Here is a 13,628-nt window from a genome sequence, read left to right on the forward strand (position 1 = left end):
CCGCACCCGGTCAGAAGCTGTGCCAGACCCCGACTTTGACCTTGGTCACAGCGTCGGTGAATTCATGCGAAAGGCCCAGTTCCAGAAAGCTGTTTTCCGAGACCTTGATCACATGCGCGGGCGCGAAGGCCAATGTCTCATCCCCGTCTGACGGAGCGGCAAACTCCAGCTTGAAGATCGACAGGTTGTCATTCTTATGGTTGATGCCAAAGCTGCTGTCGATCTTGCCCAGTGTTTCGCCGTCTTCGTAAATGGCAAAGGTGCTTTCCACCCCCAGCCAGCCGCTGCCCCAAGCCCCCGATACCGGACGCCCCCAAGACAGGCCGGGCCGCAGGGCTGCCACCGCGCTGCCATCCCGTTCGGCCCAGCCGAGACCGACTTCGGCGGCGAAAACATTGTCCCCGCCCGAGAGTTCCAGCGGATAGCGCAGAAAGGCGATGGCGCTGACCTGCCCCGCGCTCTGGCTTTTGCCGATGTCGAGGCCGAAGGTCAGTTTCTCGGTCACCCCGTATTCGTAGTAGAACGCGCCGAAATCGCCAAAGTCGGGTCCGTCAACGGTGGTCTCATAGGACAGGGTGACAAAGCTTTTGTCTTCGCCCCGCGGCCATGCCGCCGCGGCGGCCTCGCGCGCCGGGAGGGCTGCAGTGCCCAAGGCGGCGAGCATGGCGAAGCCGGACAAGAACCGCCGCGTGAGGTCGAAAGGCATTTTCGCAGTTTTGCGCATGGTAAGTTCCGCGTGTTCGGAGCCGCGAGAGGCTGAGCGATGAGATATTAAACGATCGACCGAATGAAATCCGCCAGTTTCAGCGGTTTGAACGGCTTGTGCAGAATGTGATCTGCCCCGAGGTCGCGAAACTTCCTCTCCGACTCGGGCGAGGTTTTGGCGGTGCACATGACGATCTTCGTGTCGTCCAAATCCGCATTGGCCCGCGCGCAGCGCAGCACCTCCATACCATCGGGGGGGGGCATCATCACATCCAGCATGATCACGTCGAAAGACTGCGTTTCCATCGTGGCAATCGCGTCGAGCCCGGTCGCCGCGAAGGTCGGTTCGATGTCATCTTCGGTCATCATCGCAAACTCGATCAACTCACGGATGTCATCCTCGTCATCGACGAACAACACTCTCATGCCGATGCCCCCTGCGTGGGCGCCGCGCCTGTATCCCGGGCAAAACGCACAAAGAACGTGGTGCCGGGGTTCTCATCGCCGTCTTCCTCCGAGCGTGTCTCAAAGCTCACATCGCCATCTTGTCGCAACACCAACTCCCGCGTGATGGCCAGCCCCAGCCCCGTCCCATTCGCTTGGTTCTCGCGAGAGTGCACAGGGTCAGCGAACCTTTTGAACATACGGTCATGGGCGGCCCTTGGGATGCCCGGCCCCGCATCGCAGACATAGAACGTGACCCATTGGTCGTCCACCTCGGCACCGATTTTTACCGTGCCGCCGCGTGGGGTATATTTGACCGCGTTGGAAATGAGGTTGGAGAATATCTGCTGCATGCGCACGGTATCGACCCGCACATAGGCCTCCTGCGCCGCATCGGGGCCTGTGTGAATGTCGAGTTGCACGTCACGGTTCACCCCATAGCCGGTGTTGGCCGCAATGGCTTCCGACAGCACTTCCGATACCGCGACACGCTCGGTCTGGATGCTGAGTTGGCGCTGATCGATCGCCTGAAGGGTCAAGATATCGTTGACCAACACCAACAGCCGGTCGGCATTGCGGGTGGCCATCGACAACAGCTTGCCCGCGTTCTTCGGCATGCTGTCGCCAAAGCGGTCATGCAGGATTTCGAGCGACCCGGCGAGGGACGTAAGCGGCGTGCGCAGCTCGTGGTTGACCGAGGTGACAAAGGCTGCCCGCGCGGCCACCAGACGTTCTTCGGCAGAGATGTCCTGAAGCACGTTATAAGCGATGTAATCCCCGTGCAGATGCAGCTTCATCACCCGGCATTGCACCGCCACACTCTCGTTCTCGGCGGTGGTGATCTGAATGCGGTGAACGGCCACGTCTTCGTCCATCTGCGAAAAGGGCGGGACCATGCCGCGCAGCTTTTGCACGGCTTCGATGTCCGATGAGACGCCCATCAGTTGCCGCGCCTTGCGGTTGGAGCGGTGCAGCTTGTTGTTGTCGTTATAAACGATCAGCCCGTCGCCGACATTCTCAAAGATCGCATCGAATTCGCTCTGCGCCACGCGGATCCGTTCGCGGTGCCTTTCGGAATTGCGCAGCGCCTGCGCCAATTGGGTCGACTGCCGCCGCGCGCGGCTCGCCGCATTGATCACCGTCAGGAACAGGATCGTGGCAAGCCCCACGAAAACCAATGTGCGCTGCCAGTAGTTTTGCAGCACCGCCCGTTTGCTGCGCGTCACGTCGATATAGAGGTCCAGCGCCGGAATCTCCTTCCGGGCGCGGAACACGGGCGTATCGGGGTCGCGCGGAGGCCGCCCCGAAACGAAGGCCCGCTCTCCGTTGGAGGTTACCACCTCGACATACATGTCCTGTTGCATCCCATCTATCGCCAGCAATTGCGAGTAGTAATCCTCGCCCAGCGAAGAGGCCAAGACCCCGCGCGACCGGCCATCCATGCCGATCAAGGGCCATGCAATCGGGGTCAGCCGCCGCCCCGTGGCCCGCGACACGATGGGCACCCCGACCGTATATTCATCGACATCAAGGCCAATCGCCGCCTGAAAATAGGCCCGGTCCCCAAGGTACTGCCCCATCAGGGGTTTGACCGTGGCCCAAAGCACGATCCCATCGGCGCCGATCAGCACAAGCGCATCGACCTGCTCGGTCTCCTGCACGGCGGCATTCATCAGATCGCCGTATTGCGCCTCAAACTGCTCGTGGTCGCTCAGGCGCGCGGTCGACAGCTCATCAATCAGCCCCCACATCCGCACATTCGCAACCGAGAGTGAGGCATCGACCGCCTGCTCGTAAAGCTCCGCGAAATGCTCAAGCTCCACCTCTGCGCGGGTCGTGGCACGGTTGTAGTCGGACCACGTCAGAGCCGCGAGCCCGACGAAATAGGTCACAACGACCGTCGCGATCAGCCCCCAGAAGAGCGTTTGCGCGCGCGAAGAGGGTTCCGCGTCGGCTTTGTTGGTGGGCTCAGTGCTGACCATTCTAGGCTTGGTGTCCTATGTCATTGGCGGCAAGGCAGATGCTGCCCGGCGCACTTGTTTTTCCAGCACTTTCGACGCCTTGAATGCCCCGCGCAAGCGAGGTGGCGACAGCCGCGTCCGAGGGCGGCACGACACAGGCGCTCACGCTCAAGGGCCGCGAGGTCCAGCCTTCTTTCACGGTGGCAGAGGCCTCTGCCACGACTGAGATAAACTGCTGCGCCCGCGCTTCAAGCTGGGCGCGATCCGCGTGGAGCGCGCCATAGACGAAAAGGTCATCCTCCCAATGGGCGAACCCGTCCTGCGCGGGGATTTCGACCTTGCCAAAAAGCCCGGCCACGAGGCGCTGAAGCTCTTGCCGCTGCGCGCGCGCCGCATCGGATTGATCACGGTCGCCATCAATGCGGAAGACGATCAGGCCAAGGTCCTTTTGCATCGCGGGCGACAGCGACATGAGATGCCCCTGAAACCCCGATTTGCTGCCCAAAAGGCTGGGCACCGTGGCCTCGGACACGCCTGGCGCGGCACGGCGGCGGGCGCCGCGGTTTTCGCCCGAACGGCGGCGGTCCAACTCGGATTTCAGCCGCAGGCAACTGCGCATCCGGGCCTGAAGCTCGATCCGGTTGAAGGGCTTGGTGACATAGTCGTTCGCCCCCGCCATGAAGGCTTCGGACAAAGACCCCATGTCTGTTCGGCTGGTCAGCATAATGATCGGCACATCGCTCCATCTGTCCAAGGCACGGATACGGGCACAAAGCTCGATACCATCGATATCGGGCATCATTATGTCCATCAGGATCAGGTCCGCCGTGGCTTCTTCGCTTTCGATCGCGTCGAGTGCGCTGCGCGGATCGATGAAACTGACGACATCGTCGAACCCAAGCTCAGAAAGTGTCGCGCTGATGAAATCCTGCGCGATATCCGAGTCGTCGACTGCGATAATTCGTGGGCTCATAGTTCTAATTCCACTCGTTAACTCTTTCAAAAACACGCCATCGGCTGTTTTGAAAAACCTCCTCATACCCCGGCATCTGCGATTGCTTCAGCTGCGGGAACCTACGCAGAATTCTGTCTGCTGTGGCCTGCCCTTCCGCCTGCCGCGGGACCACGATGTAACCTGTGCGCGGCACGCCCCCTTCGAGCGCCCAGTCGTAGGCAGGCTGTCCGGCGATCACCAACCGGTCGATATCCCCCAGACCGACGACGATCTCGGGGTTTTTCTCAACATCTACCATAATATCGGACTTGTCGCGCAAGAATGAAACGACCTCTCGCGCGGGGCGCGACGCTGCGTTTTCCGTGCCGAGCATGGCATGGGTCCAAGCGCGGGTTTCGTCATGGGCGACATGGCGCATCACAACCCCCGAGGTCGCCAGCGACAGCGCCATCAACGCGATGGCAATCGGCTCGCGCAGGGGCAGGTTCGGCCAAAAGCGGATCGCGGCGGCCAAGACCCCCAGCATGGGGGCCAGCGCCATGGCCGGGTCGCCTTCGACATGGAAAAAGACGTTGAGCGTATAGCCACCCAGCACCGCCCCTACCGCTGCCAAAAGCGGCATGAACAGGCGCGGCACCATGATATTGCGCAGGATCGCCACAAGAGCCGCCGGGCCAAGCCCGGCCAGAATGACCAGATGCTGCCGCAAGGTCAGCGGCGTGGCGCTTTCCGACAATAGTGGGATCAGGCGGCTGTCGAAGATCATGCTGACGAACATCAGCGCCCCCACGGCGGCGGCCACGGGATAGAACATCGCCACCAGATAGCCGGTCGAGGAAACTGCGATCATGCTGGGCCGTGCCGCGACGATCATGAAGGGCATCGCCCCGAGGCAGAGCATCAGCCCATAGCTGTCCGACAGGGCCACCACCAACAACCCTACGGCGACTTTCATCATATCGGGCGCATTGCCCGTGAGCCGTAGGTTGACGATCCCGCGCGCAAAAAGCCATGTGCCCAAGATGCAAAACATCGTCTCTGGCCCATCGGCCAAGGCGCGCAGGAAAAACGGGTTCAGCGCCAAAAGCAGCACCACCAGCGCCGAGGTTACGCCCGAAAACCCGCCCGTATCGCGCAGGTTGAGGAACCACAGGACCAGCAGCCCTGCCCCCACCAGCGCGGAGAGCACGAAGGGCACCGGCACCTGCGTATCGGGCAAGACCGCCTGCCCCAAAAGCGACAGCGCATAGGGCACGGGCGGGTAGAAGGCATCGCTCGCCTTGAACTGCGCCGGCCCTTCGATCTGCACGATGGACTTGGCCCAAAGGTCGGTCACGTCCATCGACAGGAAGCCATGCGCCTCGGTCCAGCCCAAGGTGAGCAAAAGCACCAGCGCCAGCGCGACAAAGCCGAAAGACCATGAGGCGGCGCGGATCATTGTGCGGCCTCCGTCGCTTCGGCACTGGCTTCGGCCACCTCATTGGCGGTGTGTTTGGACAGGCCGTGCTGGGTCTTTTCCCAGTAGAACGGGTTGAAGATCAACTGCGACAGCGCCTTGTATGAGGCCACGGTCATCAGCACCCAATAGCCCACCACGGTGATCCCCCAAGGGGCCAGATCGGTCCATCTGCGCCGGAAGGGCGCGACCATCGTGAGATAGATCAACAAGCCATTGCCCGCCAAGAGGTTCACCAGCGACAGGTACAGCACCGGGAGCGGGAAATAGGGGGTGATCACCTCGGTCCCGAAGATCAGCCAGATCGCAAAGATCGACCAAAAGACCGGGTTCAACAGGCCCGAGAGCACGGTGCCCCCGATGAAGAAGACAAAGCCAAAGACGCCCGCCGCCCCGACCGATTGCCACAGGTGAATGGGTCTGCGACTGTGGACGAGGAAGGTCTGCATATAGCCCTTGATCCAGCGCGAGCGCTGGCGCACCCAGTTCGGGATCGAAACATTGGCCTCTTCAAAGGTCGTGGAATCGATGACGCCCACGCGGTAGCCCTTCTGCGTCAGACGAATGCCCAGATCGGCGTCCTCGGTCACGTTGAAGGGATCCCATGCGTTCAACTCGCGCAGCACGTCCATGCGGAAGTGGTTCGAGGTGCCGCCCAGCGGGATCGGCACGCCCAAACGCTCCAACCCCGGCAGCATCAGGTCGAACCACAGTGAATAATCCAGCGTGAACATCCGCGTCAGCCAGTTCTCCCGCGCGTTGTAGTAGTTCAGGCGGCACTGGATACAGGCGGTATTAGGCGCGGATTGGTTGAAGGCGGCGATGACCTTTTTCAACTGATCCGGTTCGGGCTTGTCCTCAGCGTCGAAAATCACGAGGAAATCGCCCTGCGCATAGCGCAGCGCGAAGTTGCAGGCCTTGGGTTTGGTCTGCGGGTGGGAGGCCGGGACGCGGATGATCTCGAACACGCCTTCAAGGTCAAGCTTGCGCGCCGCGTCGATGGTCTCGTGATCGCCCTCTTCCAGCACGATCTTGATGTCGAGCTTGGCCAGCGGATAGTCGAGGTTGCGCAGCGCTTGGGCAAGGATCGGCAGCACCTCGGGCTCGCGGAACATCGGCACCAGCACGGTATAGATCGGCAGGTCTTCGTCGCGCAGCAGCGATGCCTCGGCCGCGATGGCCCGCGATGAAGTCTCTTGCGCCGCGCCGCCGAGCCAGACCAGCAACGCCTTGAACAGAAAGTTGCCGGTGTAGAACACGGTGAGCAGGACGTTCAGCACGATCAGCGTGACCACGGGGGCAAAGGCCAGCCCCAGCAGCAGCGCCGAAATCATGAGGTAGATCACCAGGATCTGCGGCGGGGTCACGACGTTCTGCGCCGACATATCGGGGTCAAGCTCGGCCAGTGCAAAGACCGCCTCATGCGAGTGTTTCTCGCGGAAGGCGCGTTGCAACTGCCATGAAACATCGAAATGCGAGGCCACGACGATGGTCACGCCAGAGCCATAGACCTCGCGGATGTGCAGCAGCGTGCGCGGCCCGGGGCGAGAGGTGGCCACCGTCAGCGTGCCATCCTCTGCCCGGCCAATCGGCACCGTCATATATTGGTTCATCACCACCGGATCATATTGCCGGATCAGATCGTCATCGGCGCGGTCTTCGATCAGATCGACCAAAGGCAGCCCGTGGTAGAAGGCGATCTCGCGGTAGAGTGTCTGCGTGGTCAGCCAACGCCGCGACAGAAGGACTTTGACCAAAGAGACGTTCCACTCCTCGGCCAGATCCTCCGCCGCGTCGAGCTGGTCTGCCGTCAGCGCGCCACGGTCAAGCAGCAGCGAACCAATGGCTTCGCTTTCGGCATCCAACGGCACGGTGGCTTACGTCTCGTCTTTGCCGCGACGGGCGCGGTAGACCCGCTGGAACACGATCAGCACAAGCAGCGTCACCAACACCCAGATGGCCCCCACGATCCAGGGTCGGTACTTGGCCAGCATCTGTGCAAGGCTGGTGCGGTCGGGGTAGACGACCTCCACGAGCGGGCTGCGGTCGGTGGCGGTGGCAAGGATCACCCCCTCCTGCCCAATCAGCGCCAGATCGCCACGGTCCAGCATCATGGGGCGTTCGGGGGTCAGCTCTGGCGCGGGGCCATTGCCCGGGCGCAGCCAGAGGCCACGGGTCTCGCCCCGGGTGACGATCTGCACCACGCCAAGCCGCGACAGGTCTTCGCCCGAATAGATCAGGTTGTCTTGACGGTCGCGCACCTCGATCCGGCCCTGATCGAAGGTGATCAGCGGCTTCTCATCGCCGGGGTTCTGGTCAGAGATTACAAAGAAAGGCTCATCCCCCTCAAGCGCCTCGACCGAGGCGCGCGGCAGGATGGGGGCGCGGTCGGGGATCACACTGCCCGCGACGCCTGCAAGCCACGGCAGGGCCTGCCCGAAATCCAGCGAAAGCGCGGGGTCGAGCACGACCTGAACGCCATCGGCGAATTCCTGTCGCAGGGTAAAGAAATCGCGATCCTGCGGCGTGGCATCCGAAAGGATCAAGGCGCTGCCGGGCAGGATTTGCGCCGGATAGCCCTGCGGCTTGAACCGGCACTCGCCACCCGTGGGCTGACGCTGGATCGACACCCGCAACAGGTTGTCCCGGCCCAGCAGACCGCTTGGGACCGAAAAGGTCAATTGCTCTGGCTTGCCGCTGCCAAGGGGCCGGTTGCCCAACAGCGTGTCATTCAGAAAGACCGAGGCCGTCGCCCCCCGCCCTTCGGGATCAAGTGCTGCGGCGACATGCAGGTTCACGCCCGACACGCCCTTGCCCGCCGGAAGGTCGGAGGATTGGAACGGCACGAAGAAATCTTCGGTCGAGACCACGGCGCGCGGAGTGAGGTCGCCCTCCAGCGCCGACAGCGGCAAACGGTCATCAAAACGGGCCGGTCCCCCGACCACATCGACCACGGTCGCGCCTTGGTTCGACAGGGCCGACCATTCCGACACCAATTGCCACAGCCCCACCTGCGGATCGCTGCCGCGCAGGTTCAAGACGGGCAGCCCGGCTTGATTGTCCACGGCCATCTCGCTCGCCACGCCTGAGGTGGTCACGTCCAGTTCGATGACCCCTTCGGACCATGCGCCTGATGTCTTGCCCCCATCGCCGCCAAAGGTCAGCCGCCCGGCCTCGGCATCGAAAAGCGCCGCGGCGCGGGTCGCAGCGGCCAAGGCCGCGAGGGAATCGTTGCCCCCGATGGCCAGACGCGTGTCCGCAGGGCGCAGCCCGGCGAATGCTGCCGATGTGTCGATCTCAGACGAGTCCAATTGCAAGGTCACGGAAGAGGCCGCCGTGATCTCAAGAAAATCGCCCGAGGCGCGTTCGTCCACGCAGACCCGATCGCTGAAAGCCCCGGAATAGGACAGGCCCACGGCGATGAACCCGCCCGACACGTCTTCGGGGCTGAGCGGCACCGGAACGCTCAGGCGCCCTGCCCCATCGGGCAGCGCTTGCGACAACACCGGGCGGCCCGCGACCGAGACCTGCAAATAGCGATCCACCTCTGTGGTGGAGGCATGTTCAAGCTCAAGCTGCAAGCTGCCCGACTTCAGCGCATCCGGATTGGGCAGCGGGATATAGACCGTCGCATTGCCCGAAAGCTGCCGGAAGGACAGACCGTTTTGAAAGCCAAGCTCCGCCAGATCGAATCTCCGCGCGATCAGCCCCTCTTGGACCTGCTCTGTGGGGGCGTTCGCCGCGTCCGCACCCGGGGTCGTTTGGCCATAAACTTGAAACGGCAGCAGGGCCGCCAACAAACCGATTGCGGGATACTTCATGGATAGGCTTTCTTAAATTTTTTCAGCGACGCTGCGGGCATCGGCCAGAGCCGTTTCAATTATACGAATATCATCATTCGACAAGGGTGATAGGGATTCGTCGGCATCTTCGGCCACGCGCAGCCCCTTGCGGAGGCAATCTTCGATCGCGGCATATTCCAGCATCGCGGCATTGCCAGCCAGATCGTGCAGCATGCGGTGGACCTTGCGCGCCTTGGTCTCGCGCGGGTCTGCACCATCCGTCTCGCGCAGCGCCTCGGCCACGGCCTGCAACCGCTCCGGCACCCCTTCGACGAAGCGCTTTCGCGTCGCTGCGACGCGTTGTTCATATGTCTCGGTAGGTGCCACAGATCGTCCTTCGTACCCGCCCGCACAGGCGCCCAGATAGCTCAATTAGATTATTGTTCGAAACCTGTCAGAATTATGGCGCAGTGCGAATCTTTCTAAGTTTTTAAGCGCGAATGCTTAAAATTCGAGCCGTTGAATTTGGGCAGCCGCCGTGCTGGCCGGCCTCGGTGCCGCGCCCCTCACAGGACAGCGGCCCGGACCGGGTCCAAGACGGGCGCGACATGCCGCGCCCGTGCTTTGCCCTCAGCTTTCCAGCGCCGCAAGCAGAGCATCGGGGGTGATCGGCAGATGCCGCACCCGCGCCCCGGTGGCGTTGAAGATCGCATTGGCAACCGCCGGAGCGATGACCGTGGTCCCCGGCTCTCCAAGCCCTACGGGCACTTCGGTGCTCTCGACGAAAGCGACTTCGATTTCAGGCACATCGACCATCCGCAGCGGCGTATAAGACCCAAGGTTCAGGTCGACGACATTGCCATCTTCGATCCGCGTGCCCTCATGCAAAGCCATCGACAGACCCCAGAGCGCCGCGCCTTCGCATTGCGCGCGCGCGCCGTCGGGGTCGACCACGGTGCCGCAATCGAAAGCCAGCCACATCTTCTCGACCGCGACCTTTCCGGTTTCGGCATCCACCGCCAGTTTGACGGCGGCGGCGGTCCAAGTCGGCATGGTGCGCGATTGGCCAAAGGTGGTGGCGATCCCGATTGCCGTGCCCTCGGGCAGCTCGGTCTGGCCATAGCCTGACATCTCGGCCACGCGCTGCAAAACAGCCGCTTGCCGCGACGCTCCGCCCACCGCATTGGGGGCAGAACCTGCGTTGAGACCCTCGGCCTTCAGGTGGTCCAGACGGAACTGCAAGGGATCGGCACCGACTTTATGCGCCGCCTCATCCATGAAGCTTTCCACGGCGAAGTTGGTCCAGCCCGGCCCGACCGAGCGCAGCCAACCGGGGCGGAAGGTCGCATTGGCCAGATCGTTCGAGATCGCCCGCACGCGATGCGCCCCGACCGAATACCAGTGATCCGCGCCGTCGATGGCGAAGGGGTCATAGGGTTCTTCGTTAACGCCCTTGGGCATGAACCCCGGCGCCATCACCTGCGTCGGCCAACCGGCGGCGGCGTGATGTTCCATGCCGGTGATGGCTTTGCCCTCATCGAAAGCCATGCGCAGCTTTTGCACCGAAGGCGAGCGGATGCTGTCGAACTGGGCATCTTCCTCGCGGGAGAAGACCAGTTTCACCGGCTTGCCTACCGCCTTGGAGGCCAGCGCGGCGGGCACGATGTAATCGCCGTTCAAACGCCGGCCAAAACCGCCGCCCAGCATATAGCTGCGCATCACGATCTTGTCGGCAGGCACCTCCAGCGCGGCGGCCAGTGTCGGCAGGATCAGCGATTGCCACTGGTTCCCTGCATGGGTCTCCCAAATGCCATCGGCGTTTTGGAAAACGGTCGCGTTCACCGGCTCCATCTGGAAGTGCAGCACGGATTGCGTGGTGTATTCGGCTTCCAGCGTCTCGGCGGCGGCATCGAAAGCGGCGCGGGTCTTGGGCTGCTCGGTGTGCAGGATCGACCCGGCATCGCTGTCGATCAACGCGCGCGAGCGGGCTTGGATATCGTCTTCGGAGACATCCGCCGTCTCTCCCGCCGTCCAATCGACGCCGATTTCATAGGAGGCCGTCCGCGCGGCATGGAGCGTCTTGCCCAGCACCACGACCCAGCCCGGCACGGTGCCCGATGGATCGTCCAGCACCACGGTCTCAAGGTAGCCCTTGACCTCTTTCGCGGCGCTGTCATCGACGGAATTCACCTTGGCGCCATAGCGCGTTGGCGGCAGCATGGGCACGCCGTAGACCATGCCGTCGACCTTGGCATCCAGCCCATAGATCGCCTGCCCCGTGGTTTTCGTATCCAGATCAAGCGGATGCACGTCCTGCCCCACGAGCCGCAGATCGGCATGGGGTTTCAGCGGCAGGGCCGCCAATTCGTCTTCGGTAAAGCTGCGGTCGAGCCCTTTGGCGACCAGATCGCCGTAGCTGATGCTCTGCATGCCATCGGTCACGGCCCCGTCGCGCGCGGTCAGACCGGCGGGATCGACGCCCCATTTGGCCGCCGCCGCTTCGATCAGCGCGGTGCGCCCGGCGGCGCCCGCCTGACGGTAGACCGGCCAGCTTTGCCAGATCGACCAGCTGCCGCCGGTGACCATCACGCCCCATTTCTCAGCCGTGTCGACATGGGTGATGTGCACATCTTCCCATGCGACTTCCAACTCATCGGCCAGAATGCGGGCGATGGCGGTGCCGACGTGCTGGCCCATCTCGGCGCGGATGATGTTGACGTTGACCTGACCTTCGGCGTCGATCCAGTACCACATCGACGGCTCGAAGGGCTGGCCATTGGGCGCGATCGGCGTGCCATCGGGCACGGCAGGGTTCATCGCGGCATTCGACGCCTGCGGAAAGCCAAAGGCAACGCCTGCTGCGGTCATCGACACCAGAAACCCACGGCGGGTCATCTGCGGTTGCGCGTCGGAGCCTTTCAGGCGGGACATCAGATTAGCCATTGTCGGTCTCTCCCATTGCGGTGGCGGCGTCGCGCACGGCTTGGCGGATGCGCGGATAGGTCATGCAGCGGCAGAGGTTGCCGGTCATCACCGCGTCGATGTCTTCGTCGCTGGGGTTGGGTGTGTCCTTCAACAACGAGGCCGCCTGCATGATCTGGCCCGACTGGCAGTAACCGCATTGCGGCACGCGCAGGTTGCGCCATGCTTCTTGCACCGGGTGCTTGCCCTCTGCGTCCAGCCCCTCGATCGTGGTCACGGACAGGCCTTCGACGTCCCCCAGATAGGTGATGCAAGACCGTGTCGCGGTGCCGTCGATATGCACGGTGCAAGCGCCGCATGCGCCGATGCCGCAGCCGAATTTCGTACCGGTAAGACCGATCTCATCGCGGATCGCCCACAAAAGGGGCATGTCCGGGTCGGCATCGACCGAGATCGACCGCCCGTTCAATTCGAATTTTATCATGAGGTGGTGTCCCTTGGGGTATGCTTTGCCTGGGGGGAGCGCGCCTATAGCTGCCCTGATTTGAGGGGCTGTAGATAGGCCCATTGGCCGGGGATGACAGCGCAAGACTGCACTGCTCACGCAATTGTCAGAAAAGTCGCGCGCCGCGCGGTCAGACGTGCTGGCCGCCGTTCACCTCGATCTCGGTCCCCGAGACATAGGAGCTCTCCGCGCTGCACAGGAAATAGATCGCCCGCGCAACTTCATCGGGCTGGCCGAGGCGGCGCATCGGGATGTCGCGCACGATCTTATCGGTGCCCTCGCTGAGGATCGCCGTCTCAACCTCGCCCGGGGCGATTGCATTGACCCGCACGCCGAGGGGGCCGAAATCATGGGCCATCTCGCGCGTCAGCGCCGCCAGCGCCGCCTTGGAAGTGGCATAGGCCGCCCCGGCAAAGGGATGCACCCGCGACCCGGCGATGGAGGTGACATTCACCACCGACCCGCGCCCGGCGGAAAGCTCATCCTGAAGCCCGCGCGCCAGCACCACGGAGGCGAAGAAATTCACATGAAACACCTCGCCCCATGTCCGCAGATCGGTGTCGAGCGTGCTGAGCCGCGCGCCACCCTCGCCTTTGGGCGAGACGCCCGCGTTGTTGACCAGAGCATGCAAAGGGCCGCCGCCCAACAGCCTTTTGACCTGCGCGACCGCCTCTATCGTCTGGTTCGGATCGCTGAGATCGACCTGCACATGATCCTGCGCCCCGCCCGGCCAAGGGCATTCGGGCGAGAACGCCTGCCGCGAACAGCCGATCACCCGCCAGCCCTTGTCGGCGAAAGCCTTGGCCGTGGCATGGCCGATGCCCCGGCTGGCACCGGTCAGCAGCAGCGTCTTTTGGTCGTGATCCACAGGTTTCATCCGTCTGATCCATCTTGGGCG

At 63.0% G+C, this 13,628-nt stretch carries 11 protein-coding genes; all 11 read right to left on the minus strand.

Features of this window, described 5'->3' with window-relative positions; translation table 11 throughout:
- Nucleotides 1-10: 10 nt before the first annotated feature.
- Nucleotides 11-724: a hypothetical protein gene (locus tag ACGYLC_RS12225; RefSeq protein ID WP_394423141.1), complete on the minus strand. Its 714-nt coding sequence runs from the start codon at nt 722-724 to the stop codon at nt 11-13.
- Nucleotides 725-771: 47 nt separating this feature from the next.
- Nucleotides 772-1,131 (minus strand): response regulator, encoded by a 360-nt coding sequence (locus ACGYLC_RS12230; RefSeq protein ID WP_394399248.1) that lies wholly within the window; start codon nt 1,129-1,131, stop codon nt 772-774.
- Complete coding sequence (locus ACGYLC_RS12235) at nt 1,128-3,131, minus strand: ATP-binding protein (RefSeq protein WP_394423142.1); 2,004 nt, start codon at nt 3,129-3,131, stop codon at nt 1,128-1,130. Before ACGYLC_RS12235 ends, ACGYLC_RS12230 begins: the two co-directional genes overlap by 4 nt.
- A gap of 1 nt (nt 3,132) precedes the next feature.
- Nucleotides 3,133-4,083, minus strand: a complete 951-nt coding sequence (locus ACGYLC_RS12240; RefSeq protein ID WP_394423143.1) for a PleD family two-component system response regulator — start codon at nt 4,081-4,083, stop codon at nt 3,133-3,135.
- 4 nt (nt 4,084-4,087) lie between these two features.
- Nucleotides 4,088-5,503 (minus strand): hypothetical protein, encoded by a 1,416-nt coding sequence (locus tag ACGYLC_RS12245; RefSeq protein WP_394423144.1) that lies wholly within the window; start codon nt 5,501-5,503, stop codon nt 4,088-4,090.
- Nucleotides 5,500-7,392 (minus strand): glycosyltransferase family 2 protein, encoded by a 1,893-nt coding sequence (locus ACGYLC_RS12250; RefSeq protein ID WP_394423145.1) that lies wholly within the window; start codon nt 7,390-7,392, stop codon nt 5,500-5,502. Before ACGYLC_RS12250 ends, ACGYLC_RS12245 begins: the two co-directional genes overlap by 4 nt.
- A 6-nt stretch (nt 7,393-7,398) precedes the next feature.
- Nucleotides 7,399-9,342 (minus strand): hypothetical protein, encoded by a 1,944-nt coding sequence (locus ACGYLC_RS12255; RefSeq protein WP_394423146.1) that lies wholly within the window; start codon nt 9,340-9,342, stop codon nt 7,399-7,401.
- A 12-nt stretch (nt 9,343-9,354) separates the two neighbouring features.
- Complete coding sequence (locus tag ACGYLC_RS12260; RefSeq protein WP_394399260.1) at nt 9,355-9,690, minus strand: Hpt domain-containing protein; 336 nt, start codon at nt 9,688-9,690, stop codon at nt 9,355-9,357.
- A gap of 243 nt (nt 9,691-9,933) precedes the next feature.
- Complete coding sequence (locus tag ACGYLC_RS12265; protein WP_394423147.1) at nt 9,934-12,234, minus strand: molybdopterin cofactor-binding domain-containing protein; 2,301 nt, start codon at nt 12,232-12,234, stop codon at nt 9,934-9,936.
- A 4-nt stretch (nt 12,235-12,238) separates the two neighbouring features.
- On the minus strand, nt 12,239-12,709 hold the full coding sequence (locus tag ACGYLC_RS12270; protein ID WP_394423148.1) for a (2Fe-2S)-binding protein: 471 nt from the start codon (nt 12,707-12,709) through the stop codon (nt 12,239-12,241).
- Between the two features lie 151 nt (nt 12,710-12,860).
- Nucleotides 12,861-13,607 carry an SDR family NAD(P)-dependent oxidoreductase gene (locus ACGYLC_RS12275; protein ID WP_394423149.1) on the minus strand — a complete coding sequence of 249 codons (747 nt, stop codon included), beginning with the start codon at nt 13,605-13,607 and terminating at the stop codon, nt 12,861-12,863.
- Nucleotides 13,608-13,628: the final 21 nt, after the last annotated feature.

Source organism: Sulfitobacter sp. 1A12157, assembly GCF_043557345.1.
GTDB lineage: Bacteria > Pseudomonadota > Alphaproteobacteria > Rhodobacterales > Rhodobacteraceae > Sulfitobacter.

What these genes read in the sequence shown, in the direction of transcription:
- ACGYLC_RS12225 (WP_394423141.1), bottom strand. Translation starts at nt 724, where the DNA reads ATGCGCAAAACTGCGAAAATGCCTTTCGACCTCACGCGGCGGTTCTTG.
- ACGYLC_RS12230 (WP_394399248.1), bottom strand. Translation starts at nt 1,131, where the DNA reads ATGAGAGTGTTGTTCGTCGATGACGAGGATGACATCCGTGAGTTGATC.
- ACGYLC_RS12235 (WP_394423142.1), bottom strand. Translation starts at nt 3,131, where the DNA reads ATGGTCAGCACTGAGCCCACCAACAAAGCCGACGCGGAACCCTCTTCG.
- ACGYLC_RS12240 (WP_394423143.1), bottom strand. Translation starts at nt 4,083, where the DNA reads ATGAGCCCACGAATTATCGCAGTCGACGACTCGGATATCGCGCAGGAT.
- ACGYLC_RS12245 (WP_394423144.1), bottom strand. Translation starts at nt 5,503, where the DNA reads ATGATCCGCGCCGCCTCATGGTCTTTCGGCTTTGTCGCGCTGGCGCTG.
- ACGYLC_RS12255 (WP_394423146.1), bottom strand. Translation starts at nt 9,342, where the DNA reads ATGAAGTATCCCGCAATCGGTTTGTTGGCGGCCCTGCTGCCGTTTCAA.
- ACGYLC_RS12265 (WP_394423147.1), bottom strand. Translation starts at nt 12,234, where the DNA reads ATGTCCCGCCTGAAAGGCTCCGACGCGCAACCGCAGATGACCCGCCGT.
- ACGYLC_RS12270 (WP_394423148.1), bottom strand. Translation starts at nt 12,709, where the DNA reads ATGATAAAATTCGAATTGAACGGGCGGTCGATCTCGGTCGATGCCGAC.
- ACGYLC_RS12275 (WP_394423149.1), bottom strand. Translation starts at nt 13,607, where the DNA reads ATGAAACCTGTGGATCACGACCAAAAGACGCTGCTGCTGACCGGTGCC.